This window comes from Agrobacterium sp. DSM 25558, assembly GCF_900100825.1.
GTDB lineage: Bacteria > Pseudomonadota > Alphaproteobacteria > Rhizobiales > Rhizobiaceae > Agrobacterium.
In genome coordinates this window covers 143,348-168,406 of the sequence record NZ_FMUD01000001.1, presented here as the reverse complement: position 1 = coordinate 168,406, position 25,059 = coordinate 143,348, and the positions used below count along the sequence as shown (strand labels likewise).

The window sequence follows — 25,059 nt, the reverse complement described above, 5'->3', positions numbered from 1 at the left end:
GGGCATCACCTGGCTTTGCCAAACACAAACCGACGCACCTCACCAGAAGCCAGTTGCATAGTGCCTTCGCCAGCAATCGACCCGCTGGCCGAGCGCGTCATGGTGACGGAGCCAGATTGGCCGTCTGTGCAGTGGACCGGAAACACAACGGTCATCTGCTGCCAAGATGGGAACTTGCCGGAACATGTCGCTCCTTTGTCGGTGACTGAGAATGTTCCGTCAGTCTGCACTGCAGATATGTTTGTGGTGCCAGTGCCGCGTCTCCCTGTGGAGTCCACGTATTGAACGCTCATGGCATTGCAACTCGCGAGAGACACAGCCAACAGAATGATCGAAAGATTGGCTGCGTCTCTTCTCATTATAGGTTCTCTAGCTGGGGGAAAGGCTCGTACTTCAAACGCGGATCAGAGCAGCCAGTAGCCTCCTCAACCCAGCTATTGACCTTACCGTCTTTGATGCGCACAGAAACGGCCTTCCGACCAATGTAACCGCCCATTCTGTTTTTAGCGTTGGCTTTGAAGCAGACTACGTCGACACCCAATGAGCTAAGCCTGAGCTGATTTGATATCTCGGCGTCCCGTATAGAGTATGGATCAAAGAAGGTATTGCGAACGTGCTCCACGATAGCGGCCCTGATGACCGGTGACGCAGGCGTTTGAGCGCCGTACATTTGCGTTGCCTGTTCTGCCGTGACGCAGGAAGACAGAAGCGCTGACAAAAGCGCCACGGTAGCGATTTTAGATTTCATGAATTACCCCCGGTTACTCCGAAGAATGAAGCAAATCGCGCGTGAGTTGTCGAGTCGATTTGAGCGGCGAAGATCAAACGACAAATTTTCCGAATGTTAGTGCCGCCAAACGCTTCCAGACATTTCAGAGCATTTGGATAGCCGCAGGATGGTAGAGTAAAGCCTCATCAATAGATCGAGGCGAAGATGACTAGCGATAACGGGAATTCTCGACAGCAGAAGATTGAGCGCATCGTTCGTCTTTCCCAAGGCCAGACGCCTGCCCAGGTCGATGCGGAGCTTTCTGAAGAGTATGAGATCAAGCCTCATGAAATCGAGGCGGCACGAGCATTCCTCGATACTGTCAAGTTGCCTCAGTACAAGGCCATGAATGGCATTTTGAAGATGGCGATTGATCACCCTCGGCAGGAGATCGGCATGGCCGTTTTGATGCACGCCATGGGAATCACCGATGAAACTCTCTTTTATGGGATAATCCGCCAACTGACGAACGCCGTCTCAAAGGACCAGAGCGCGGACATCGGAGAGTTGAACGCGGCCATCTCCACTGTTGCCAGTATCGAGCCGCGCGATAACCTCGAGGCCCTTCTTGCCACGCAAATGGCAACCGTCCACATGGCAGCGATGCGGCATTCCCGATCAATGCTGACATCGGAAAGCTTTGAACAACTCGATATCCACGAGCGGACAGTCAACAAGCTCATGCGGACCTTCACCAGCCAAATGGAAGCGCTGCGGAAGCACAGGAACGGTGGCAATCAGAAGGTGGTTGTCGAGCATGTCCATGTCCACAGCGGCGGGCAGGCGATTGTTGGCAACGTCACCCACGGGGGGCGGGGCAAGAAGCAAAGAGGTGCGCAATCCCATGAACAAGACAATCTATCCCTACCAGCTAGCGCCGCGATGCTCGGCTATGTCGAAGCGGACGAAGTGCAGATGCCAGGCGCCAGCAGAGCGCGGCAAGAGCGTGTGCAGGTTCCACGGGGCAAGGGCAGGAGCGCCAAGGGGTAAGCAGAATGGTGCGTACAAGCACGGACGATTTACCTGCGAGATGATCGAGATGAAGCGCGAACTAGCCGAAATTGGTCGCCGCCATCGTGACTTGATGCAACTGATGACAGATTGATAACCGGAGACCAGCCTTGCCGCTTCAAAACGAGCCTGATGCCCGCCGCCTATGCGCAGAATTTGAGATTGAAGTCATCCCCGCAAACGAGATGCCAGTCCCCGGCCAAACACGCGCCATAGGGACTATCTGCCGGATCATGGCAAAGCATGGTGAGCCGCACACGCGCCTGGTGCTATCGACGCTGGCAGAGACGAAAAACAACCAAGGCCTCATTACGGAAACGTCTCTCTGGGCGGTCAGTGACCTCGTGCAGTCATGCAGCGAGTGGATCGAGAAAGACCTGTCATCATGGTACGCGGCTTGGGATGCAGTCCCGCTCGGTTATGTGCTGTGGCACGTCCAGGAGCTTTCGGGAAAAAGCCACATGCGGCATGCGCTTGCCGGCGCTGTATATCTCATGCTGGTGCATTATAGCGCGGGCAGGAAGGCAAACCGCGAGGTAAGCTATTCTTTCGTTCGCCGGGTCCAGAAAGCCGAGGGCGATTTGTCGGCTCGCCAGATCGGACGTCAGGAGGCCATCGAACTCGGCCGAGAGTTGATTGAGGTCAAGGAAAGCATGTCTCGTGGTGATTGGCTGCCATGGCTGAAGAAGAATGCAGGCGTGAGCTATGCGACGGCCATCAGCTATATGCGATTGGCCAAGTCAGCGGCGGCGTAGAGATCTCCGAGATCACAACGACCAATATTTTGATCGGTGCTTTTCCAAAGCTTTCCAGTCTGCAAGGCCCTTCTTCGTCAAGCATATCTCGTCATCGGTGAATTTGCCGTCTGGCTGATGCGTAACTTCGACATACCCGCGGTCTAGCAGCTTCTGCTGGGTCGATGGGCCGAAGTTGCGATGGCCATACGAATGGACATTGTTACCTACTCCAAGTGCGATAAGCCGCTCCATCATTCCGTGTTCTCGATGATCGAGAGGCGGATATATCGGTTCTCTCTCGTTGCTGTAGACCCGGCCCATCGAATCGGGCTTTTCATATGGGCCGTCGTCGTCCCAGTTTTCTTTTCCGTCCGGGAACCCGAAAAGAGGTGCTGCAGGCTTCGGAATCAAGCCCGTGCCTGGAAAGATCGTCACGACGAACGAACGCAGATCAACTTGGACGGTCGCCCCGGTTTTCTCAGCAGCCCGAATGATGCGCTCAATGTCGGCTTGACGGAATGACGCGCGGCTCATGCTTATACTCTCCGTTGATGGTCCCCGCCGGTCGACGTTTTACCAGAGCTTTAAATTGTTACTCTCAACGACTTTGAGGGTAGGAGGGGCACCGTCCAGACGGAACGTGCGCAAGTCTACCTGAACCATCGGCCCACGCTGTGTGTGCATTGTGAGAGTGCTGACGTCGACATCAAGCCCGGACTTGTGGCAATCGCGGATTGCGTCATTCAGTTGGCGCAACGCCGCGCCGAGCCTTTCGTCGTAGTGCTTCCGGCGGGCGCGTATCGAATCCATGGGAATACATCTCATTGCTCATCTCAATCGCTTGCATCACAGACGGGCAGGCGGATCAATAGCGAGAATGACCATTATCAATACCCAGAGTTATTCGGTGCAAACATCACGTTTTCTCAAGGTGGTATTAGCACGCTATTGCACTTGCAAGAGAATCGCTTCTTACCTGTATAGGTAGTTGTGGGACTCTGAATGAAATCACGCTGGGACAAATTTCTAGATTTTCTAGCCGTGTGGGTTCAGCCCATTTTGGCCTTCATCGTTCTTGTATCTGGCGCGATCATGTCGTTCGACTACAAAAAGATGCGAGCTGATTTCCCTCGGTGGCCTGGTCTCTTCGACGTGCTTGAGAGCAATCGGATATTTTGGACGTTCTTGATTTCAGCTGTTTTTTCGTTGATCCTCGGCCTTTACTTGGCCAGACGGGAAAAGACCCTCGTGAAGCTGAAAACCGAGATACAGAAACAGCAGGATGAAAAGGGTGAGATCGGCAACAACATCATCATTCTCTTCGATGGCTTGCTGCTCAATCTAAGCAGAAAGCTCGACGTCCCGAGAGGTGCCAATTTTCGCATATCATTGTATGTGCATGATCCTGATAAAGGTCGGTTCATACCATGTGGAAGATACTCACCCGACCCTACGGTTAGCAACCCGGGCAGGACATCTTATCCGGACAATGAAGGGTGCATCGCAGAAGGCTGGAAAAGAGAGTGGCACTTCGATAACTCGATCCCTGCGTCGGGAACCGCGCGACGCAACTACAACCAAAAACACTATGGTATCTCGGAAGACGCAAATGCCGAGATAAGAATGCTCTCATGCCTGTACGCAGTCCGGCGGCTGGATAACGTGCTTGGTACGCCGGTGGCGGTGCTAGTTGTTGAGGCGATGGACAGTAACCAATTTCAGCAAGACGTGATACGTGGTAAACTCGACGACGTCGCTGATGACTTCGCACGCATGGTCCACAACTTGAAGAGCTACATACCCAACCCCGCCAGTGCGGCAGAAAGCGGTTTGTGATGGCTGAGATACATGATGTCATGGCTTACATAATTCAAAACTATCCTTCAAAGCATGAGCTATCAAACGCTCGGTTGACGAAGATGGTTTATCTTGCTGACTGGAGGCAGGCCATCTCGGAGGGTCGACAGATATCTACTATCAAGTGGTACTTCGATAATTTCGGTCCATTTGTGAGGGACGTCGAAACCACTGCTGCTTTTCGTGACGACCTCTTTGCCACCGATTTAGGTAGCAACATGTACGGCCAACCAAAAAAATCTTTCACAATGAAGGACACCAGTTACAAACCAAAGCTATCCTCTTCAGAGAAAGCCGCGATTGACCACATAATCGAAGTGACGAAAAGGCTCTATTGGAAAGACTTCATTAAATTGGTCTATTCTACACATCCGATCGCGAGCTCGGAGAGATACAGCACGCTCGATCTTGTTCAGAAAGCAAAAGAGTATGGCGAGCGAGAAAAGATTGTCGCCTGAGTCTGTCTTATAGAAAACCGTCCCCGGCATGATCCTTAAACCGATCGGCACGGCGCACATAAGTTTCCACGGTGCGCGGGTCGCGATGCCGGGTCACTTCCATGATGCGCGATATGCTGGCCCGGTTTTCCGCTGCGGATGTGACAAAGCCAGCGCGCAGGGAATGGCCCGAAAGGCTTGCAACATCAAAGCTAGCAGCCTCGGCATACTTCTTGACCACCAGCGCCACGGCCTGCGGTGTGAGCGTGTCGTCTGATAGTCGGTCACCACGCTTGAAGCGGCGGAAGATAGGGCCGGAGACTATGCCCGCAGCGTCAAGCCACTCCTTGAGCCTGTCAGCGGGTTTCAGTGCCTTCCCATTGAGGATGGCAACGGACTGGCCTTTCGCCTCTTGGTCCGTCTTGGACTTGGACAGGAATACGTCCACACCCTCATCGCTGAATGTCAGATCCTCGACAGTGATCGCCACCAGTTCAGACCGGCGGAATGCACCAGCGAAGCCAAGCAAGAGCAAAGCCCTGTCACGCTTCCCTTGAAGGCTATCCGCGTCGATCCTCGCCACCATGGCATGAATGACGTCAACGGTTGCCGGTGCCTTCTGACGGCTTGCTGTGCCCACTGTACGGCGGATGCCTTTTAGGATGGCGGCCACGCCCGCGTTGTCGGTAGGGTTCTCCATACCAGCCCCGCGATGGAAGAACCGGACAGCGGCCAGCTTGCGTGCAATTGTAGGCACCTTCTTGCCAGCATCGGCTAGTGACGAAGCATAGTTCGCCACGGTGGCAGGAGTGGCCGGGAGATGCGATCTTGATCGATCTGCGCACCAGCCCTCAAACTCCAGCCAATCGCCTCTGTAAGCTCGCATGGTGTTTTCGGACAGGGCGGCCCGGCCATAGTCGAGCGCAGCGTCAGAGAGATCGGATGCAGCCTGTATTCCCGGCTGCGAGGAGATCAAAGTAAGTGCTGGCATTCGGAAATCTCCTCAAACAGTATTGATCCAAAACATCCATCTCGGGATGAAACATGAGGCAACGATGTTGTTCTCAAAGTAGCAACTTGGCAGCATGCCGTAGCCTTTCGCCGCCATGCACGCGCGCCGGTACTCGGTCGCCATGAGTTCTGGCGAGATCTTCTTTTCGATTATCAACATTGAGCACTCCGCGTTCGTTTGCTTGGCGTTCGATGACGAAAGCCAAGTGACCAACAGCAGCAACAAGAAAGCCATCAAGATCGCGCCGATCAGGAGCAGTGCCCACACCAGCGCTGATTTAATCAGATTCATTCATTGCCCCCCGGATAGGTATTGATAAGCGGGTTTCTCGCGACTAAAGCTTCAATGTGTTTACGACGGTTACGGCACTTGCCAGAAACATAAATCCAGACATCAAGCCAAAAGCGGCTGCACCCCATATGGAGGCGGTGACGAGATCGGTCTTTCCGTCATCCCTCTGGAACATGTCAGATCTGTAAAGCACAGCTGAGTCATTCCATTTGTTGTAAAGCGATTCCGCAGCTTGCAGATTTAACCAAGCGAAAAACCCGGCAACAAGAACCATAAAAATGCCGCCAAGATTAAACGCCGCTGCGTCGATCAAGCCGGGTATCTGTTTGGCTCCTACAGAGTTTCGAATGCTTGATATCGCGTAGATCGAACCACCATGAACTGCTAGAAGAGACGCGATCAGCCACTTCCCATAGTCCATATGACCAGCGCGGCTAGCAGCCTGATAGGTCTTGCAATGTTCAAGATATTCTCGGGCGGAAATTCGATAACGCTCAGCTTCCGCTTGGTTCTTCCATTCGTCGTAGAAGGGCGAGGTTTCGATATTCATTCACTAATCCTCACACCAGCTCCACCCGGTGTCTGGTCACCCTCGTGAAGAAAAGTCACGCCTGCCTCCTCAATGATTTTTGTTATGGCTGCGACGTTACCGGCAGAGCTTCTCTCTGGTCCAATCTTGTCGTCTTCCATGCGCCTGATAGTCGTCAAAGATAAGCCAGACTTCTCGACCAGCTCATTCTGCGACCAGTTCAACAGTGCCCTTGCGGCTCGGATTTGGCTTGCTTTCAACATCTGTTCCTCTTGCTATTCCACCCGTATAAACATTTTTTGCTTACGAGTAAACATTTTCCATTGACCATGGTTAACTCTTATGGTTTATTTATAGACAGAAAATGTTTACCTAGAAAGGAAAAAATATCATGACCAGCAATAAAGCACAGGTTCGCCTCTCCAGCCTCTTCACCAATCCCGCGCTGAAAGCAGCCTTCGAGCGCGCTGAACGCGACAACGGTGCAGCCTTGGTTGTTCCGGCACCACGCCAGCCGAAGTTTATCGGTGGAGCTGCAGTGTCGATCGAGCGGAACCACAGAGTTCTCGAACACGCATAATCGAACGGCGAACAGCCACGCAAACCCTCTTCCTAAAAAATTTGGAGATACCCAATGCCGAACCTATCAGGTCAGGCCTCTTGCGAAGCCATGCCTACCGAGAAAAGACCGACAGACGAGGAAGTCGCTAGCGCGATGCGCAATCTCGAAGGCGCGGTGCGCGAGTTGATGCACATGTCCTATCTCGCGGCCAATATTTTCGATGAGACCTTCGGTACTGCCAACCGCGTATCAGCGAGGAATGATAAATGCGTTACCTATGCAGTGACCACCCGCGAAGAAGATCAGATGTCCTTCCTGATCAACAACGTAGCCAGCAGATGCAACCACCTCGTGAAACAGTTCGATGCGGCTTGGAACGGGGAGGAGATGGAATGAGCACTCCATCACTGGCAAGTCGTCGGATGGCCGACATCACTGACATGATCCATACAGTCAAACACCTCAATAACGCACTGTTCATGGCCGCTGGCGACGTAGGTGATATGACCAAAACCAACGCGCTGCAGTCTGTCTGCGATGAAATCGAAAGCCGCATTGGCGTCATCGTTGATCGCATCGAGGAACTTCGGGAGGAACTGGCATGAGCAAGGTCATTCTGGAAGATAACGAAATCGCATCCGCCGCCAACAACCTTCACGACCTGCTGGACGTGATATGCTTGGTCCAGTTTGAAGCAGGCGATGAGATTGATCGCCGCGTCGATAGTCTCCTGTGGATTGCCCGGGATCTGTCGAAAGGCATCATCGACCACATGGGAGTCAAATCATGAGACACGCCCCCATCGAAGTCACCCGCGCTCGCCTCGAAGCCAAGATTGAGGAACTTGTTGCGCTCCTCGATCTTGTGGACGGCGACTGTGATCTCGAAGAGGGCGGCGATCTGGAACCGTCAATAGGTGGCCAGGCCCGGTGGATCGGCACTCGCATCGAGGATGATCTCGAATTCGAAACCGACGATTCCGAACTCACTGGCGACGAAATGGACCATAGTTGCGGCCGTCTGTCTGGAGGGTGTGGCCTATGAGTGAGCTTGTCCGCTTGCCTACGCCCCCGGTCTCTTTCGGCTGGAGATGATCTCGTAGAAAATATCAGCCTGCCGTTCCGACGCCGCCCGAATGGCTTTAAGCTGGGAGAGCATGCTCCCAAACGCCGCTATTATCACAAAGCCGATCACTGCCGGCAGAGCCCACGTCATTGCCCCTAACAACGCGAGCAACGCATATTCGCTCGTGCCTGATTTCACAATGACGGCGAGCAGTGCAGCGGCAACGACTGCTATGCCGACCCAACCCACAACCTGAAGAAACTTGTCCATCCTGGCCCCCACACCTCGTCGGCGTAACGTGCCAGACTGTTCCCGTCTGTCAAGACTGGTCTAAAAGCTTGACGGCCGTGGCATGGCCAGCCTCTGTGAGAACGTAGGCTTGCACCTGATCCGGAAATTTCTCGTGCATTTGGAATTCGATGAAGCCACGAGCCTCCAACCTCTCTTCAGTTTCTGGCCCACATGGTTTGATGAGGCTGCTGTTTACTGAGACGCCAACTCCGTATGCCAAGAGCTGCCGCAGAGCTGACCTCTCCAACTTTGTCATTGGGAGGCTCGGAATTTCTTTCCTTCTTTTTTGCTCCTTAGCAGCGAATAAACGTTTGTAGTCGTCTCCATTCATCGTTCTAGGGTCGTAACCGAGATAGGCGTTCCAATCATTGAGAACTTTATCGACGTCGATCACTTTCCGTCGGTTGTCTTTTAGCTTGGGGATGTTTGCTGCCGACGAGTCGTCACCACCGAACCGCGCCTTCCGCTGGGCTTGCCACTCGTCAAGAGAATTAGGGCCCTGGCTCGGAGTACCCGCATGGGTACTCTCGGGAATGAACGGGCTGACCGAAAACTTCCGTCCATCCACCTCAATTGAAACCACCACGCCTTCGCTTTTAGCAATAGCTGCCATGCGCTTTAGTTCGGCCTGCTTTACGAGGGCTCTCTTCGTCACTTCCGCCGCTCCCTCGCAATCAACGTTGCGCGTAGGTTAGCAGTGTCCTTGTCCGTCCATTGATTTGCAGAGAGGGTAGGTGGCTTTTGCGCAGGCTTCGCTGCCTCCAAGAGTGCCTCTATATCTTCCGGCATGAAGAACATTGCCTTTCCGATTTCGCGGAATGCCCCGATCCGCCTGGCGCGTTCTCTCAAAGTTCGTTCGGAAATCATGATCCCGCGATTGCGAAGTGTTTTAGCCACCATTGCAGGTGTCATTGCTTGGGATAAATCGACCATATCTGAATTCATCTCGGCGTGAACGCCACGGGAACGATTTGCTACCGGATTGCTACCGAACGCGGTAGCACGATAGCAGATAGAGCCGCACCGACTGGCACGGCACTGTTCGAAAAGCGTTGTAATTGAGGCTATCTAAGGATGATGGAATACAGATGAATATGGCGATAACCGAATTTCAAGACCGGTTCCTTAAACCACTCGGACACCCATCCGTGTTACGCGACGCTTTATAACTGTTTGCCCTAGCGCGTCAATCCGTTCGCTTAGGCATTTCGGTGCACAATCAGCGGCTCCTCGTTAACGCATCGCTAACCACGTTGATTACAATTTTACCTAATCTGCGGAGAGCGTTCGTAATTTCGCCATGTTGCGGGCAAGATTAAGCGGCTGTTAGGTGCTTCGATGTCACGGGCATGACTATCGAAGCTTGAGAGGGGTCACAGTTGATGTGATCCGATGCAGCACGGGGCATGAATTTGAACAATACGGTTACGAAAGTCGGTGTGAGCGCGAAGTGGCTCGGCATTGCCGTTCTTTGCGCAGCGACCGCGTCCTGTTCGACGACATCCAAAACCGAGACGAAGCCAAAGCGCAGCAAGGAATATTTTTCCGAGTCCGAATACGGCGTGAAGGCTAGTCCGCGTGTTGCAGATGGTGCCAATATTCCAAAGGGCGGCGGACGTTTTCTCGTCGGCAATGCCTATACGGTAAAGGGGCGCCGCTATTTCCCCAAGGAAGAGCAGAATTACGACAAGTCCGGCCTTGCGTCCTGGTACGGTTCTGCGTTTCACGGTCGGTTGACCGCCAATGGCGAGGCCTATGACAAGGAACACCTGTCCGCAGCCCACCCGACATTTCCGCTTCCCAGCTATGCCCGCGTCACCAATATCAACAACGGTTCTTCCGTTATCGTTCGCGTCAATGACCGTGGCCCGTTCCACGAAGGTCGCTTGATCGACGTATCGAGCAAGACCGCTGACCTGCTGGACATGAAGGCGACCGGTACTGCCAATGTTCGCGTGCAATATGTTGGACGCGCACCACTCGATGGCCATGACATGCCGTATTTGATGGCGTCTTACTCGCCAAAAGGCTCGCGTAATCCTGGTATCAATCCTGAAGGACAGATCGCCAGCGGTGTGATGGTGGCATCAGCCTCCCGTTCCAGCATTCCCATTCCGCAGAGCGCTGCCTATGGCGGTTCTGCGCAGACGGCGCTTGTTGGCTCCAGGAGCAACCACGCGCTTCAGGCGATGCCGCTCGTCAACGGTCCAGCTCCCGTTATGGGGCAGGGCAGTGAGCAGTTTGTGATCTTGCCTGAAATCGGTCCGTTCCTTACTGAGCGGCCAGAAGGCAACTTCCTGCGCGCGCCGACACCAGCGGGCCGGTTTGCCGCCGCTTACTCGGAAGAAGCACCGGTTTCCAAAGCTGCCAGCGCGTTCGACAAAGTTCTCGTCAAGCGTGGCGAACTAACCGAACAATCCATTCTCAGCTTTGTGAAAAACAAGCAGGGCAAAACTCGCTGATTTTTGCCCTTTCAGTCTGCCTCTCGCATAATATCCGCAATTGCGCAGCGATTCTGATGGTGCCAACGACAATCCGTCGTAAGGCACTCAGAGCCGTTGCATTGGCATAGTGCTACAGACTGGCGGGCTGACATTTTGATGCGCAAAGCAATTTATCGACATCTTCGTGCGCTTTTGGTGGCTGCTGCCTGCGTTGCAGCGGTAACAAGTGGTGCCTTTGCACAATCCGCCAGCATCGCCGTCAAGGCTCAACAGGCCTATATGATCGATGCCGAAACCGGTACGGTGCTGCTGGCCATTGATGAAAACACGCCATTTCCGCCAGCCTCGCTCGCCAAACTGATGACGGTGGAGGTGGTGATGGATGCCCTCTCCAAGCGCCAGATTAGTGCGGAGACCAGCTACCCGGTTTCTGAATATGCCTGGCGTACAGGCGGGGCACCGTCGCGCACCTCCACAATGTTCGCGGCCCTTAAATCATCCGTCGGTATCAATGACCTTCTGACCGGTATCATCGTGCAGAATGCCAATGACGGCTGCCTTGTTGTTGCCGAGGGTATGGCAGGATCTGATGCAGCTTTCGCCAAACGCATGACGGAACGTGCGGCTGCATTGGGCATGACCAGCAGTTCCTTTGCCAACTCCACAGGTCTGCCGGATCAGGTCAGCAAGACAACCGCCAGGGATATGGTTCTACTGGCAAAACACATCCATGAGACTTTCGGCGAGCGCTACGGTCTGTTCAGCAAGCCCGATTTCGAGTGGAACCGGATTTTCCAGCGCAACAAGAATTCTCTGCTTGGAAACGGCATAGACGGGCTGGGGCTGGGTTTTGCCGAAGGGCACGGCTTTTCCTCCGTCGTTTCTGCGGAACGCGATGGCCGTCGTATTTATCTCACGCTTGCCGGTCTGCCGGATGACAAGACGCGTCAGGAAGAAGCGCGCCGGGTGGTGGAGTGGGGGCTGACGGCGTTCCAGAAGCGCGATCTGTTTCAGAAAGACGAGACTGTCGGCAACATCGGCGTCTATGGCGGCTCGACAGCGGCCATTGATCTTGCCGTTCATGAACCTGTGAGCATATTGATCCCCATCAGTAATCCAGATCGATTGTCTGGTCGTATCGTCTATAACTGGCCGCTGAATGCGCCGCTGGAAGCCGGATATAATGCCGCGACGCTGAAGATTTTTTCAGGCGAAAAGCTTCTTCGCGAAGTGCCGCTTTACACCACGGCTGCGGTCGAAAAAGGAACGTTGACCCAGAATGCGGCAGGCGCACTGAAGGAACTTCTGTTCTTCTGGTTATAGCGCGTAAGGTTTCACCGCGCGCCGATATGGGTTAAACACGAACTGGCGTAACTGCTGAAGTCAGGAAGAGATTTTGCCGGAAAACACTGGGCCCGAAAAAACTGGATTGTTCATCAGCTTCGAAGGCGGCGAGGGCGCTGGCAAATCCACACAGATTCGCCTTCTGGCAGAAACGCTGCGTGAACGAGGTCTTGAGGTCGTCGTGACCAGGGAGCCGGGCGGTTCGCCGGGTGCCGAAGCGGTGCGGCACGTGCTATTATCCGGTGCAGCAGAACCCTTTGGCGTGAGGATGGAGGCGATGCTGTTTGCCGCTGCACGCAATGATCACGTCGAGGAAGTTATTCGCCCGGCCTTGGAAAAAGGTGCCGTCGTTCTGTGCGACCGTTTTCTCGATTCGTCCCGCGTTTATCAGGGCACCACGGGCAATCTCGAACCGGAATTCATCGAAACGCTGCAGCGCATCGCCATTGATGGCACCATGCCGGAAATGACGTTGATCTTCGACATTTCAGCCGCGGCAGGTCTTGCCCGCGCGCGCAAGAGAGCGGACGAGGGTGTAGCACCAGACCGTTTCGAAAAAGAAGAACTGGAAACCCATGAGAAGCGCCGTGAGGCCTATCTCGACATTGCTCTCAACGAGCCGCGTCGTTGCCGCATCGTCAATGCAGATCAGCCGCAAGAGAAGGTAACAGAAGACGTTCTCTCCTTTGTCGAGCCTCTGCTTGCCAAAATGTCCAGCGTTTCGGAAGTCGCGCAATGAGCGAAGTACAGGGCGTTCTGGACGGTGCCATCCCGCCGCAGGAAAACACCAAACTGTTCGGCCATGACGAGGCGGAGCAGTTTCTGGCGCAATCCTACCGTTCGGGAAAAGGCCACCACGCCATTCTCATAGAGGGGCCAGAAGGCATCGGCAAGGCGACGCTGGCCTTCCGCTTTGCCAACCATGTCCTGTCCCACCCGGAGCCATCATTGGCACCGGAAAGAATTGCCGATCCCGATCAGGATTCCATGGTCAGCCGGCAGATTTCCTCTGGCGCTTCGCATAATCTCTTGCATCTCACACGCCCGGTGGATGAAAAGACTGGCAAGGTGAAATCCGCGATCACTGTGGATGAGGTGCGCAGGGCAGGGCATTTCTTTTCGCAGACCTCTGGCACCGGCAACTGGCGCATCGTCATCATCGATCCCGCAGATGATCTGAACCGCAATGCTGCCAATGCGATTTTGAAGATATTGGAAGAGCCGCCGAAACGGGCTATGTTTCTGGTGCTGTCACACGCGCCGGGCAAGCTTTTGCCCACCATCCGCTCCCGCTGTATGCCGCTTCGTCTGCTGCCTTTGCAGAATCACGATATGGAACTGGCGCTGCAAAATCTCGGGCTGACGATGTCTGCGGACAAGCGCGATACGCTTCTGGACGCTTCCAAGGGCAGCGTTTCGCAGGCGCTGAAGTTGCTGAACTACGGCGGCTCTGACATCGTCGATGTCTTCGGTGAAGTCATGACCGCGACCGGCCCGTCTGCCCGAAAACAGATGCACAAGCTGGCCGATGTTCTGGCGCAAAAGGATGGCGACATCGTCCTCGGTTTCTTCATGGAACACGCCACGGAAACGTTGATGGACCGGGCGAGGGCGGCTGCCATTGCGGGTGACATCAATGCCGCAGAGCGTCACGCGCGCCTGTCGTCTTCACTCTCGGAACGCATCACCATCGCGCAGGCCTATAATCTGGACAAGAAGCAGATGGTGCTTTCCATTCTGGAAGACATGCGCTCGGTTTGATGTGGTAGATTTTGTACTGCTTTTGCTTTCGCTTGTGCGAACAATAGGCTAAGAGCGGTTTATCAAAAACAGACCGTAAAAACCGATTGAGCGTCATGACAGACAAGACACCTTTCTACATCACCACAGCGATTTCCTATCCCAACGGCAAGCCGCATATCGGCCACGCCTATGAGCTGATCGCGACGGATGCCATGGCGCGTTTTCAGCGTCTGGATGGGAAGGACGTCTTCTTTTTGACGGGCACGGACGAACACGGCCAGAAAATGCAGCAGACGGCGCGCGCCGAAGGAATTACGCCGGAAGAACTGGCCCAGCGCAACTCCGACCAGTTCCGCGAAATGGGCAAGCTGCTCAACGCCTCCAATGACGATTTCATCCGCACCACGGAAGAGCGTCACCACGAGACCTCGCGCAGCATCTGGAAGCTGATGGAGGCCAATGGCGACATCTATAAGGACAGCTACGCAGGCTGGTACTCCGTGCGTGACGAGGCGTATTTCGCCGAAGACGAAACGGAAGTGCGTGCCGATGGTGTTCGCTATGGTCCACAAGGTGCACCTGTCGAGTGGGTCGAGGAAGAAAGCTATTTCTTCAAGCTGTCCGAATATCAGGACAAGCTGCTGAAGCTTTACGAAGACAACCCTGACTTCATCGGCCCCGCCGAGCGCCGCAATGAAATCATGTCCTTCGTCAAATCCGGCCTCAAGGATCTCTCGGTTTCGCGCACCACATTCGATTGGGGCATCAAGGTTCCTGACGATCCGAAGCACGTCATGTATGTCTGGGTCGATGCGCTGACCAACTACATCACCGCGACCGGCTACATCGAAGACAAGAACGGTCCGCGCGCGAAATACTGGCCCGCCGACGTTCACATCATCGGCAAGGACATCATCCGTTTCCACGCGGTCTACTGGCCAGCCTTCTTGATGAGCGCCGGTCTGCCGCTGCCCAAGCGGGTTTATGCGCACGGCTTTCTGCTCAACAAGGGCGAGAAGATGTCGAAGTCGCTCGGCAACGTGGTCGATCCCGTCAATCTGGTGAATCATTTCGGGCTGGATCAGGTGCGTTACTTCTTCCTGCGCGAAGTGTCCTTCGGACAGGACGGCAGCTACAGCGAAGAGGGCATCGGCATCCGGATCAATGCCGATCTGGCCAACGGTATCGGCAACCTCGCCAGCCGTTCGCTCTCCATGATCGTCAAGAACTGCGATGGGCGGGTTCCTACGCCGGGTGCCTATACGGAAGAAGACAAGGCCATGGTTGCGGCGGCCGATGCGTTGCTGGCGACATGCCGCGACGAAATGGGCAAGCAGATGATCCACAAGGCGCTTGCCGCCATCATCGCCGTCGTTTCGGAAACCGACCGCTACTTCGCGGGTCAGGAGCCATGGGCGCTGAAAAAGACCGATCCGGAGCGTATGGGCACTGTTCTCTACGTGACTGCGGAAGTGGTGCGCCAGATCGGCATTCTGCTGCAGCCGTTCATGCCCGGCTCTTGCGAGAAGCTGCTTGATCTCGTAGCCGCACCTGCGGACAAGCGCGATTTCACGGCTTTGGGTGAAGCGGGACGTCTGGTGCCAGGCACGCCGCTCGAAGCGCCGAAGCCGGTCTTCCCGCGTTACGTGGCGCCAGAGGCTTAAAGAGAAATGCTGATCGATACCCATTGCCATCTGGATTTTGCCGATTTCGATGCAGAGCGCGACGATATCATCGCGCGCGCTCACGCATCCGGCGTTCGCCAGATGGTGACGATCTCTACCCGCGTTGCCCGCTTGGGCGAACTGCTGAAAATCGCGGAAAAATATCCCTCGGTCTTCTGCTCGGTCGGCACGCATCCGAACAATGCGGATGAAGAACTCGATATCATGGCAGACGATCTGGTGCGGCTGGCCAACAGCCACGACAAGATCGTGGCAATCGGCGAGGCGGGTCTGGATTATTTCTACGATACGCAAAAGCCGGAAGACCAGAAAACCGGCCTGCGACGCCACATCGAGGCTGCGCGCATCACCCAGTTGCCGCTCGTCATTCACAGCCGCAGCGCCGATGACGACATGATTGCAGTTCTGCGTGAGGAAAACGGGAAGGGCGCCTTCCCCTTCATTCTGCATTGCTTTTCAGCTGGGCCGGAATTGGCGAAAGTTGGCGTGGAGCTTGGCGGTTACGTCTCGTTCTCCGGCATTCTGACATTTCCGAAATCGCAGGATATCCGCGATATCGCAGCAACCGTTCCGTTAGACCGGCTTCTAGTGGAAACGGATGCGCCTTATCTGGCACCGAAGCGCTGGCGCGGAAAGCGCAACGAGCCTTCCTACGTCGTCAACACGGCGGAAGTTCTGGCCGAGGTTCACGGCATTGCCTATGAGCGCATGGCAGAGATCACCACTGAAAATGCGTTTCGCTGCTTTTCGAAAATGACGAAGGTTTAGGCTGTGGTAGGCTTTCGGCGTCGGTTCACGATACTCGATTGCGGCTCATCGCCCGGCGTGCCGCGTATCAACGGCGACTGGGGTGCCTGCAACCCTGACAATCCGAAAAACCAGCGCACCCGTGCCGCCTTCATGGTGGAGCAATTCGCCCCGGATGGCGGCGTCACGACTGTCGTCATCGATACCGGGCCGGATCTTCGTGCGCAGCTGATTGCCGCAAAAGTCGCACATATCGATGCGGTTCTCTACACACACGCCCATGCCGACCATCTGCATGGTATCGATGATCTGCGCGGATATTTCATTACCAGCCGCCAGCGCATTCCCATTTATGCCGACCCGGCGACGATGCAGCGCATTCGCGATGGCTTTCCCTACTGCCTGGAAACGCCGCCGGGCAGCAATTACCCGCCCATCGTCGAGCCACATCTCATCGGTGATCTGGAAGCCGAAATAGCCATCAACGGGGCAGGTGGAACCATCACGTTCAAGCCACACCTGCAACAGCATGGCGACACCCATTCGCTGGGTTTTCGCATTGGCAATGTGGCCTACTGCACCGATGTCAGCGATTTTACGGGACAGGCCATCGCCAACTTGGGTGGGCTTGTTGTGCTTGTCATCGATACGTTGCAATATCGCTTTCATCCCAGCCATCTTTCCATCGAGCAATCGCTGGGCTGGATCGAAAAATTCGCGCCCAAACGGGCGATCCTCACACACATGCATACGCCGCTGGATTATGACATAGTCATGGGAGAAACGCCCGATCACGTCGAGCCGGGCTACGACCAGATGCGTTTTGAAATCGATATGTCGGCTGAGGCATTCTGATCTAGAAGCTTGAGCAGACGGCCGGAGGAGATATCATGTCGACCAAGCCTTTCCGTGCGCCCAGTATGGCAAGCTTCTTCGACAATCTGCGCTCCAGCCGCCTACGCGCGATCTTCCGGCGTGGCGAAATCGCGCTCGTCATTCTGGCGTTCTTCGTCGGTATTGCCGCGGGCCTTTTTGTTGTGCTGATCGGTGCTATAACGACCGCGTTGCATGTCCTCATCTTCGGCGTTGAGCGTCTGAGCAGTAGCGATCTCTCCGGCTGGATCGTTTTGCTGGGGCCACTGGCGGGTGGCGTCGTTCTTGGCATCATCATTTTCGTCCTTTCCAAAACGCGAAAAAAGCCGATGATCGACCCTATCGAGGCGAATGCTCTGCATGGTGGGCGTCTGTCTTTGACCGATAGCGTTATCGTCTGCCTGCAAAACATCGTATCCAACGGTTTTGGCGCGTCTGTCGGGCTCGAAGCTGGCTATACGCAGGTGGCCAGTGGCGTCGCATCCAAGCTGGGTGTGAAGCTGAAGTTGAGGCGAGGGGACATGCGTATCCTTGTCGGCTGTGGAGCCGCAGGCGCGATTGCCGCCGCCTTCAACGCCCCGCTGACTGGTGCGTTCTACGCCATCGAACTCATCATCGGCACCTATACGATCGTCACGCTCGCGCCTTTGATCGTCTCCGCACTGGTCGCAACCATCGTCACGGGGCTGTTGTCCCAGCACGGTCTCAGCATCGACATATTCGGCTCCAGCGAAGTCACGCCACCGGATTATGTGCCGGCAATCTTTCTGGGTGCCGTTTGCGCTGGCGTCGGCATCGTCCTCATGCAGGCGGTGTCATTCATCGAGGAAACGGCGCGGAAAAGCAGAATCCCCATCTGGCTACGGCCTGCCATTGGCGGCGTTGCAGTCGGCGTTTTGGCGTTGATTTCGCCGCAGGTGCTGTCCAGCGGCCACGGCGCGCTGCATCTCAACCTCGATGCAAATATGACGATTGCCGGACTGGCGGGCATTTTCATTCTCAAAGCCGCAGCCAGCGCAATCTCCATCGGCTCCAGCTTTCGCGGCGGCCTGTTCTTCGCGTCCTTGTTCATGGGATCGCTGCTGGGCAAGATCTTCGCGATCTGCGCGCCCTATATCGGCTACGGCGATACCCAGCCCATCGTCTATGCCGTGATCGGCATGAGCGCTTTCGCAGCGGCGATCATCGGCGGTCCATTGACCATGACGTTTCTGGCTCTGGAGCTCACGGGTGACTTCCAGATAACGGTGCTGGTTCTCGCAGCCGTGATGACGACATCGTTGGTGGTGCGAACGACGTTCGGCTATTCCTTCGCCACATGGCGTTTTCACTTGCGCGGTGAAAGCATTCGCAGCGCCCATGACATCGGGTGGATTAGAGATCTGACCGTCGGCAAAATGATGCGCGCCGATATTCGCAAGGAACCGGTCAGCATCGGCCTTGCAGCCTTCAAGGAAAAATTCCCGCTCGGCTCAACCCAACGCGTCATCATGACCCACGACGACAGCCGCTACGCCGGCATGGTCCTGGTGCCGGAAATCTACGCCGATCCCATGGAGCGCGATTCCAAAACGATCAGTCTCGAAACCTATCTGCGCTATAAAACCGATGTGCTTTTGCCGACCATGAACGCACGCCAGGCCGCAGCGTTGTTCGACGCCACACAGAGCGAAGCACTGGCAGTGGTGAACGACAAAATCGAAAACCGACCGATAGGTCTGCTGACGGAAAGCCACACGCTGAGAAGATACAGCGAAGAGTTGGAAATCAGACGTCGAGAGGCGTCGGGAGAGATATAGGTTGGTTTAGGTTTTCGGTAGAGAATATTGATTCTATTGGATTATGAATTTTCTAGACCGATCAAGTTCTGCAGCATACCAATCCATAAAAGTTCCATAATATATCTTATGCGATCTTTGTGTGTGGCTGTGACACGGGAATACCACCGTCGAGAAAGATAGATGCGATATCCTTCTCCCATGACTGTGTCGATGCCAACGGATGTCAGACGCCCACAGTCCACTGGTCTCATCACTTCTTGTTATTCCCCTGATCGTAGTGCCACTTGATGGAGAAGAACATGCCCGTGCCCAACACGAGAATCTTCAGCGGAAAGAAGACAATCGGAAACCAATCTACCCAATCTGACATTTTGAATATTTCCAGCCATTACGTTGCGCTATCGATCTTGAAGAGCACTACATCGTAATCGCCGCATGCAACATCAGCCATGTTGACGCAGATGGCATCATAAATGGACCGAGGACCACCACGAATGAGCCGCTGTCGCCTGAGTCAACTGGTGTTTCTGGTCGCCTTAGGATCGTCGTCGCCCTCCTTTGCCCAGACAGCAAATTCCGAGAGCCATCATGTTCAGGCAGCAATCATGCTTGATGGCACCGCTGACCCATTTTTGGGAACGGCCATGTGTCGGGTGAATGAAGAGTGTGATGTCATTTCCAGTGCTGAGCCTCGTATCAAACTTTCCATCACACTCAATCAACAGCAAGATGGCGAGCTTGGCACGATGGTTATTCAATGTTCTGAGGACTGCTCGTTTGTGTCAGGTCGATCGCAGTTGAGTTTGCAGAACCAACGGTCATTTGAAATTTTCGATGGTGCCGAACGCGGCGAAATCAAACTGGTACTGAAGCCTCGGCGCAAGATCGGCGATGTTTTCCTGATCGTTCGATAGCTTGAACACAATAAAGCTGAGTATTCAGAAATTTCAATGATATCAAACCATTGTGGCCTTCCGCATTTCGTATAAGTTGTTCTGATCCCTTTTCTACAATGGCTCATTTCATTTCCATGCAGTTTCGCGAACGCCTTATCCTTTATGCACTCCTGACATCCTTGACCTCGCTCAGCATCGACGCCTTGTTGCCCGGCTTGCGCGCGATTGGAGCTGAGCTGGGTACGCCACCGCCACTCTCTACCCAACACGTCATTTCGCTGTTCATTTTCGGAATGGCGTTTGGCGAGCTGATGCTGGGGCCGATATCCGATGCGATTGGGCGGAAACGCGCGCTTCTGTTCGGGCTCGGCATCTATCTCTGTGGCACCGTCATCGCGATGCTGGCGAATTCGCTGGAGATGGTCATTGTCGGGCGATTTTTGCAGGGCATCGGTGTGTCCGGCCCGAAGATCGCAACGCGTGCCATGATCCGCGATCAGTTCGAAGGCAATGCCATGGCACGTGTCATGTCCTTCATGTTCACCCTCTTCATTCTGGTGCCGATGATTGCGCCCGCGCTGGCGCAGGGACTGATTTACATTGCGGGATGGCGCAGTGTCTTCGTCGCCTATCTGGTGATTTCTCTCGCGCTTGGCCTTTGGCTGGCCATTCGGCATCCGGAAACATTGCCTGCTGCCCGGCGCATTCCATTTCGCCCGCGTCTGCTTGTGGCCAATGGCATCCGCATCCTTTCCAACCGTCGCGTCACGTTGCTGTTTGTGGCAAGCGGCCTCGTCTTCGGCGCGCAACTCCTCTATCTCAGCACGGCTGCCGACATCTTCTATGATGCCTATGGCGTTGCAGAGACCCTGCCCTTCTATTTCGCCGGGCTTGCCATCTCCATGGCGCTGGCCTTTTTCATAAATGCGAGGCTCGTTCAGCGCTTCGGCATGGAGGCCATGGCGCGTGGGGCTTTCATCGGTCTGGCAAGCATAACATTTGTTATGATGATCGCCTCCATCGCTTACGGAAACCACCTGCCTTTTCCCGCTTTCCTCGTGATGCTCTTCATCACCTTTTTCACCATGGGCCTGCTGTTCGGCAATCTGAATGCCTTGGCCATGCAATCTCTTGGACAGATCGCCGGCTTCGGCGCATCCATCATCGCCTCGGGGTCGAGCCTTGTTTCGACGCTCTTCGCCATTGCTTTCGGTCGGCTTTATGATGGGACGGTCGTATATATATCCGTTGGCTTTTTCGTTGCGGGTATCAGCGCGCTTGTGGTGGCGGAAGTGGCTTTGCGTAGCGACGCCTCGGCGGTGCAAGCGGCTGACGGTTGATGTCTATGAGAGGCCCGAATGATCACGACACATGACGTCGTAGCGAGCTTGTTCTTAGCCGGTATGTATTCAGGAGCATTCCTGTTGAACCGCTTTTTGTTTCCCAGCCGCTTCATATGGATTTTCCCAACCTGGAAATCCAGTTATATCGTCGCTGCCCTCATGTTCGTTACTATATTCGTGCTCTTGCTTTTCGAATGAGCGGCAACCCGCAAATAGCTCTTGGGAAATTGCGGCCGCGCTTCTAAAAGACTGTCTGAGTTCGTTTGAGAAGAAGTGTTGATGCCGCAGATTTATGTTGATGCCGATGCGTGTCCAGTGAAGCCGGAGATTTTGAAGGTGGCTGAGAGGCATGGGCTTGAGGTGACGTTTGTTGCCAATTCCGGGCTGCGGCCTTCGCGCGATCCGATGGTGAAGAACGTCATCGTATCCAGCTCTTTCGACGCCGCCGACGACTGGATTGCGGAACATGCAGGCGAGGACGATATCGTCATTACCGCCGACGTGCCTTTAGCGGGGCGTTGCGTCGCCAATGGTGCGCAGGTCACAGGGCCGACTGGCCGGACTTTTGATAAAAGCAATATCGGCATGGCAACGGCGATGCGTGATCTTGGCGCGCATCTGCGGGAAACGGGTGAGAGCAAGGGCTACAACGCCGCGTTCTCGCCCCGTGATCGATCCCAGTTTCTGGAAACGCTTGACCGCATGTGTCGTCGGGTCAAGAAATAGGTCGATTTGGAGAACATCGATGAAAACACCGCAGCAGAAGGTTAGCAATTATTCGAGGCATCGGCCCTTTCTGATCGCTGTTGCGCTCAGCGCGCTGGTGTTGGTGGGGCTGCTGGTCGCCATACCGTCTCTGGCGGTCGAAGGCGCGGCTATCGCTTTCTTTTTGACCTATCTCGGGATCATTTGTTTTCACCTCCCTCGCCTCACCGCGGCGCATATGAAAGCGCATGCCGACAGCGACGATCTGCCGGCGATCGCAATCATCGCCATAACCTTTCTGGCGGTGGGTGTTTCCGTCGCATCACTGTTCATTGCGCTCAATCACACGGCTGGCGAAACCGCGTGGTCGCTTACGCTCGCGTTTTTATCGGTCTTGTTCGGCTGGCTGACCATCCATACGATGACGGCGCTTCATTACGCTCATCTGTTCTGGCGGCCATCTAGAGCTCATGAGAAAAAGCAACCGCGCGGTGGCATGGATTTCCCCGATACCAACGAGCCGGGGATTTACGAATTTCTCTATTTTTCGGTCGTCATCGGCATGACGGCACAGACATCAGACGTCGCCGTCACCACGACATCGATGCGCAAAGTCGTGCTTCTGCACTCCATTGTCTCGTTCTTCTTCAACACCGTTCTCGTCGCTGCGGCCGTCAACGCCGCTGTCTCGCTGGCGGGCTGAACGTGTCTTCATACAAGGAATAGCTCCATGAAAATCATCTCTCAAAACTCCGCCTTTGGCGGCATGCAGGGCGTTTTTGCGCATGATTCAAGCGTCACCAATTGCGAGATGACATTTGCCGTCTACGTGCCCCCAAAAGCGATACAAGAGCCCTGCCCGGTTCTGTGGTATCTCTCTGGCCTGACCTGCACCCATGCCAATGTCATGGACAAGGGCGAATATCGCCGTATGGCGTCGGAGCTCGGCTTGATTGTGGTTTGCCCCGATACCAGCCCGCGCGGCAACGATGTCGCTGATGAGCTGACCAACTGGCAGATGGGCAAGGGCGCCGGCTTCTACCTCGATGCAACGCAAGAGCCTTGGGCCGAGCATTATCAGATGTACAGCTACATCACCGAGGAACTGCCGGCGCTGATCGCGGAACAGTTCCGGGTTGATATGAGCCGTCAGGGTATTTTCGGCCATTCCATGGGTGGCCACGGCGCCATGACGATTGCGCTGAAGAACCCGGATCGCTTCAAAAGCTGCTCAGCCTTCGCCCCCATCGTCGCCCCCTCCTCCGCCGACTGGTCGGAGCCCGCCTTCGAAAAATATCTGGGTGAAGACAAGGCCGCGTGGCGCCAATACGATGCTTGCGCGCTGGTGGAAGACGGTGCGCGCTTTCCGGAATTCCTGATTGATCAGGGAAAGGCCGACAATTTCCTCGAAAATGGCCTGCGCCCGTGGCTCTTCGGGGACGCGGTCAAGGGAACGGATATTGCGCTGACGCTGCGGATGCACGAGCGTTACGACCACTCCTATTATTTCATCTCGACCTTCATGGATGATCACCTGAAATGGCATGCGGAGCGGCTCGGCTGACGCTCAGCTAGCCTAAAAACGACCGGAAGACAAAGCGGTTGCCAAGGTGGCAGGACGGTTCAGACGGAACTCAGCAATGACACGCTCTGAAATACCATAAGCGAGTTCTTCATCGATGGCAGCTTTGTCGATACCGACAATGGTGGCCATGAATTTCGTTTCTGCCACCACCTCGCCCGTTTGCACCGCCGCGGCCCGCACGACAACGCGGGCCGAGGCACGCTCACCGAACATGAATGTTCCCGTGGTGACGGAGAGGAGACGGATCGTCAGGACGACGCGTGGGCGGTTTTTGTCACGCTTCGTGGACGCGATCGCATTCGAAATATGATATTGGACCGACTGCATCAATTCGGCGGGAACGTCCGGCTTTGCTGCTACGAATGCGCCGCGCACGTCATACATCAACCGCTCGCCCTCGCTCATTTCAGGCTCCAGCCTGAATGACATGAGCATGAGGGACGCCAGCAGGACGATGCCAAGGCGCTTCAGCGATCGGTGCAAGATAGACGCCTCCCCTTACGTTAGGATGTGCGCCCATAGTCCCCATTTACGGTTAGAAAATCGTTAAGCGTCAGGCTTTATCCGCTCTGGCAGCCGCCAACACGTCCGTGGCTGCGCGCATTTCCACCAGCCTTTTGGCGCGTCTTATCTGCGCGTCCTCGTCTTCACCCCACTGCTCGGCGGTCCAGTCCTCGTCTAGGTGTGCCAGAGCCCAGACCTCCTCCAGAGAACGTTCGCCTTCTGCCAGTGCAAGCGCCAGAATAGCCGAGCCAGTCAGCGTCGTCATTGTGTGCAGAGCCGCAAGTTCAATCGCCGTATCGTATTTCCTCAGTGTCACGGCAAAGGCGGCAATGGCTTCACGCGGCTGCTCCTGATGCATGACACCTTCAACAAGAATGAACCTTGCGCCCAGCGAATATGTCGCCCAGTCTATGATCGGATCCCAATGTTCGGATTGACGCGCCACGAATGCTTCAGGCTCCCCTGCCCGGTAACACAGAAGATCGGTGGACGAAAAACGAAGGATGTCCTCGAACACTGCCTGCGTATCGGCGGCAATGCCATCGATTGCCGTGTTGATATGGCGCGACACCGGCATGAGTGTGGGATCGATTACCTCGGTCTGCGCATCCCACTCGTCGCGCAACAACTGTGCCAGCGCTCGTGTCGGTACCGTCAGTGGGCTCTTTGCGGGTGTGCGTAGGGGTTTACCGTCGAGAAGGATGTTGAAGGAGCCCTCCTCCGTCTCACCCACGGTCACATCCTTGTAGAAACGCTTCGGCAAAGGTTTCTGCATCTGGATTTGCGAACGACGAATGGGATCTGGGTGGCTGAGACCTTCGGTCAGATCATTCAACAGGTCACGCATG

General features: G+C 55.1%; 33 protein-coding genes. 22 read left to right on the top strand and 11 right to left on the bottom strand.

All coding sequences use genetic code 11. From position 1 onward, the window contains the following. Positions 1-358: 358 nt before the first annotated feature. Complete coding sequence (locus DSM25558_RS00870; RefSeq protein WP_077100881.1) at positions 359-748, bottom strand: hypothetical protein; 390 nt, start codon at positions 746-748, stop codon at positions 359-361. Positions 749-934: 186 nt separating this feature from the next. Here DSM25558_RS00870 and DSM25558_RS00865 point away from each other — a divergent pair, with 186 nt between their 5' ends. Then, complete coding sequence (locus tag DSM25558_RS00865; protein WP_077100879.1) at positions 935-1,759, top strand: hypothetical protein; 825 nt, start codon at positions 935-937, stop codon at positions 1,757-1,759. A 131-nt stretch (positions 1,760-1,890) separates the two neighbouring features. After that, positions 1,891-2,535 carry a DUF3102 domain-containing protein gene (locus DSM25558_RS00860; protein WP_077100877.1) on the top strand — a complete coding sequence of 215 codons (645 nt, stop codon included), beginning with the start codon at positions 1,891-1,893 and terminating at the stop codon, positions 2,533-2,535. A 12-nt stretch (positions 2,536-2,547) separates the two neighbouring features. Here the strand turns inward: DSM25558_RS00860 and DSM25558_RS28070 are convergent, their stop codons facing one another. After that, on the bottom strand, positions 2,548-3,051 hold the full coding sequence (locus DSM25558_RS28070; protein ID WP_077100875.1) for a hypothetical protein: 504 nt from the start codon (positions 3,049-3,051) through the stop codon (positions 2,548-2,550). Positions 3,052-3,519: 468 nt separating this feature from the next. On the opposite strand from DSM25558_RS28070, the gene DSM25558_RS00845 reads away from it, so the two are divergent. Next, positions 3,520-4,353: a hypothetical protein gene (locus DSM25558_RS00845; RefSeq protein ID WP_077100872.1), complete on the top strand. Its 834-nt coding sequence runs from the start codon at positions 3,520-3,522 to the stop codon at positions 4,351-4,353. Continuing rightward, a complete protein-coding gene (locus tag DSM25558_RS00840; RefSeq protein WP_077100870.1) occupies positions 4,353-4,832 on the top strand; it encodes a Panacea domain-containing protein in 480 nt (159 codons plus the stop codon). The genes DSM25558_RS00845 and DSM25558_RS00840 overlap by 1 nt, the downstream gene beginning before the upstream one ends. 7 nt (positions 4,833-4,839) lie before the next feature. On the opposite strand, the gene DSM25558_RS00835 is transcribed toward DSM25558_RS00840, so the two are convergent. The 4 genes from DSM25558_RS00835 to DSM25558_RS00820 are packed head-to-tail and all read right to left on the bottom strand — an operon-like array spanning position 4,840 to position 6,906. Further along, complete coding sequence (locus DSM25558_RS00835) at positions 4,840-5,802, bottom strand: site-specific integrase (protein ID WP_077100868.1); 963 nt, start codon at positions 5,800-5,802, stop codon at positions 4,840-4,842. Between the two features lie 12 nt (positions 5,803-5,814). Continuing rightward, positions 5,815-6,114: a hypothetical protein gene (locus tag DSM25558_RS00830; protein WP_077100866.1), complete on the bottom strand. Its 300-nt coding sequence runs from the start codon at positions 6,112-6,114 to the stop codon at positions 5,815-5,817. A 43-nt stretch (positions 6,115-6,157) separates the two neighbouring features. Next, entirely contained in the window at positions 6,158-6,664 is a 507-nt protein-coding gene (locus tag DSM25558_RS00825) for a hypothetical protein (RefSeq protein ID WP_077100864.1), read from the bottom strand. Then, positions 6,661-6,906 carry a helix-turn-helix domain-containing protein gene (locus tag DSM25558_RS00820; RefSeq protein WP_077100862.1) on the bottom strand — a complete coding sequence of 82 codons (246 nt, stop codon included), beginning with the start codon at positions 6,904-6,906 and terminating at the stop codon, positions 6,661-6,663. The genes DSM25558_RS00825 and DSM25558_RS00820 overlap by 4 nt, the downstream gene beginning before the upstream one ends. 128 nt (positions 6,907-7,034) lie before the next feature. Here DSM25558_RS00820 and DSM25558_RS00815 point away from each other — a divergent pair, with 128 nt between their 5' ends. The 5 genes from DSM25558_RS00815 to DSM25558_RS00795 are packed head-to-tail and all read left to right on the top strand — an operon-like array spanning position 7,035 to position 8,249. After that, positions 7,035-7,223 (top strand): hypothetical protein, encoded by a 189-nt coding sequence (locus DSM25558_RS00815; protein ID WP_077100860.1) that lies wholly within the window; start codon positions 7,035-7,037, stop codon positions 7,221-7,223. A 54-nt stretch (positions 7,224-7,277) separates the two neighbouring features. After that, positions 7,278-7,601, top strand: a complete 324-nt coding sequence (locus DSM25558_RS00810; protein ID WP_077100858.1) for a hypothetical protein — start codon at positions 7,278-7,280, stop codon at positions 7,599-7,601. Next, a complete protein-coding gene (locus DSM25558_RS00805; protein ID WP_143239970.1) occupies positions 7,598-7,810 on the top strand; it encodes a hypothetical protein in 213 nt (70 codons plus the stop codon). The genes DSM25558_RS00810 and DSM25558_RS00805 overlap by 4 nt, the downstream gene beginning before the upstream one ends. Then, positions 7,807-7,995 carry a hypothetical protein gene (locus DSM25558_RS00800; protein ID WP_077100855.1) on the top strand — a complete coding sequence of 63 codons (189 nt, stop codon included), beginning with the start codon at positions 7,807-7,809 and terminating at the stop codon, positions 7,993-7,995. The genes DSM25558_RS00805 and DSM25558_RS00800 overlap by 4 nt, the downstream gene beginning before the upstream one ends. Then, complete coding sequence (locus tag DSM25558_RS00795) at positions 7,992-8,249, top strand: hypothetical protein (RefSeq protein ID WP_077100852.1); 258 nt, start codon at positions 7,992-7,994, stop codon at positions 8,247-8,249. The genes DSM25558_RS00800 and DSM25558_RS00795 overlap by 4 nt, the downstream gene beginning before the upstream one ends. An 18-nt stretch (positions 8,250-8,267) precedes the next feature. On the opposite strand, the gene DSM25558_RS00790 is transcribed toward DSM25558_RS00795, so the two are convergent. From DSM25558_RS00790 to DSM25558_RS00780, 3 genes are read right to left on the bottom strand one after another with little or no spacing between them, the layout of a single operon-like run. Then, positions 8,268-8,540, bottom strand: a complete 273-nt coding sequence (locus DSM25558_RS00790) for a hypothetical protein (RefSeq protein ID WP_077101441.1) — start codon at positions 8,538-8,540, stop codon at positions 8,268-8,270. Positions 8,541-8,589: 49 nt separating this feature from the next. Next, a complete protein-coding gene (locus tag DSM25558_RS29170; RefSeq protein ID WP_077100850.1) occupies positions 8,590-9,216 on the bottom strand; it encodes a hypothetical protein in 627 nt (208 codons plus the stop codon). Then, a complete protein-coding gene (locus DSM25558_RS00780; RefSeq protein WP_077100848.1) occupies positions 9,213-9,494 on the bottom strand; it encodes a hypothetical protein in 282 nt (93 codons plus the stop codon). Before DSM25558_RS00780 ends, DSM25558_RS29170 begins: the two co-directional genes overlap by 4 nt. A 473-nt stretch (positions 9,495-9,967) precedes the next feature. On the opposite strand from DSM25558_RS00780, the gene DSM25558_RS00775 reads away from it, so the two are divergent. From DSM25558_RS00775 to fghA, 13 genes are all read left to right on the top strand, one after another. Continuing rightward, positions 9,968-11,023, top strand: a complete 1,056-nt coding sequence (locus DSM25558_RS00775; RefSeq protein ID WP_371479246.1) for a septal ring lytic transglycosylase RlpA family protein — start codon at positions 9,968-9,970, stop codon at positions 11,021-11,023. A 138-nt stretch (positions 11,024-11,161) separates the two neighbouring features. After that, complete coding sequence (locus tag DSM25558_RS00770; protein ID WP_077100846.1) at positions 11,162-12,328, top strand: D-alanyl-D-alanine carboxypeptidase family protein; 1,167 nt, start codon at positions 11,162-11,164, stop codon at positions 12,326-12,328. Between the two features lie 73 nt (positions 12,329-12,401). Beyond that, a complete protein-coding gene (gene tmk, locus DSM25558_RS00765; RefSeq protein WP_077100844.1) occupies positions 12,402-13,088 on the top strand; it encodes a dTMP kinase in 687 nt (228 codons plus the stop codon). After that, the gene (locus DSM25558_RS00760) at positions 13,085-14,110 is read left to right on the top strand and encodes a DNA polymerase III subunit delta' (protein ID WP_077100842.1); all 1,026 of its coding nucleotides are present in this window, start codon (positions 13,085-13,087) and stop codon (positions 14,108-14,110) included. Before tmk ends, DSM25558_RS00760 begins: the two co-directional genes overlap by 4 nt. A 95-nt stretch (positions 14,111-14,205) precedes the next feature. Further along, complete coding sequence (gene metG, locus DSM25558_RS00755) at positions 14,206-15,756, top strand: methionine--tRNA ligase (RefSeq protein WP_077100841.1); 1,551 nt, start codon at positions 14,206-14,208, stop codon at positions 15,754-15,756. A gap of 6 nt (positions 15,757-15,762) precedes the next feature. Then, positions 15,763-16,545, top strand: coding sequence for a TatD family hydrolase (locus DSM25558_RS00750; protein WP_077100839.1), 783 nt, complete (start codon positions 15,763-15,765; stop codon positions 16,543-16,545). A gap of 3 nt (positions 16,546-16,548) precedes the next feature. Beyond that, positions 16,549-17,379, top strand: a complete 831-nt coding sequence (locus DSM25558_RS00745; RefSeq protein ID WP_077100837.1) for an MBL fold metallo-hydrolase — start codon at positions 16,549-16,551, stop codon at positions 17,377-17,379. Positions 17,380-17,414: 35 nt separating this feature from the next. After that, on the top strand, positions 17,415-19,196 hold the full coding sequence (locus DSM25558_RS00740) for a chloride channel protein (protein ID WP_077100835.1): 1,782 nt from the start codon (positions 17,415-17,417) through the stop codon (positions 19,194-19,196). Positions 19,197-19,672: 476 nt separating this feature from the next. Next, the gene (locus DSM25558_RS00735) at positions 19,673-20,092 is read left to right on the top strand and encodes a hypothetical protein (protein WP_077100833.1); all 420 of its coding nucleotides are present in this window, start codon (positions 19,673-19,675) and stop codon (positions 20,090-20,092) included. Between the two features lie 98 nt (positions 20,093-20,190). Continuing rightward, the gene (locus tag DSM25558_RS00730; protein ID WP_244554082.1) at positions 20,191-21,414 is read left to right on the top strand and encodes a multidrug effflux MFS transporter; all 1,224 of its coding nucleotides are present in this window, start codon (positions 20,191-20,193) and stop codon (positions 21,412-21,414) included. Positions 21,415-21,696: 282 nt separating this feature from the next. Beyond that, entirely contained in the window at positions 21,697-22,143 is a 447-nt protein-coding gene (locus tag DSM25558_RS00720) for a YaiI/YqxD family protein (RefSeq protein ID WP_077100828.1), read from the top strand. Positions 22,144-22,162: 19 nt separating this feature from the next. Beyond that, positions 22,163-22,825: a DUF1345 domain-containing protein gene (locus DSM25558_RS00715; protein ID WP_077100826.1), complete on the top strand. Its 663-nt coding sequence runs from the start codon at positions 22,163-22,165 to the stop codon at positions 22,823-22,825. A 27-nt stretch (positions 22,826-22,852) separates the two neighbouring features. Beyond that, positions 22,853-23,686, top strand: a complete 834-nt coding sequence (gene fghA, locus DSM25558_RS00710) for an S-formylglutathione hydrolase (protein ID WP_077100824.1) — start codon at positions 22,853-22,855, stop codon at positions 23,684-23,686. Positions 23,687-23,698: 12 nt separating this feature from the next. Here fghA and DSM25558_RS00705 read toward each other — a convergent pair whose 3' ends face one another. Beyond that, positions 23,699-24,142 (bottom strand): hypothetical protein, encoded by a 444-nt coding sequence (locus tag DSM25558_RS00705; RefSeq protein ID WP_077101435.1) that lies wholly within the window; start codon positions 24,140-24,142, stop codon positions 23,699-23,701. Positions 24,143-24,260: 118 nt separating this feature from the next. Continuing rightward, positions 24,261-25,058: an ATP12 family chaperone protein gene (locus DSM25558_RS00700; protein ID WP_077100822.1), complete on the bottom strand. Its 798-nt coding sequence runs from the start codon at positions 25,056-25,058 to the stop codon at positions 24,261-24,263. Position 25,059: the final 1 nt, after the last annotated feature.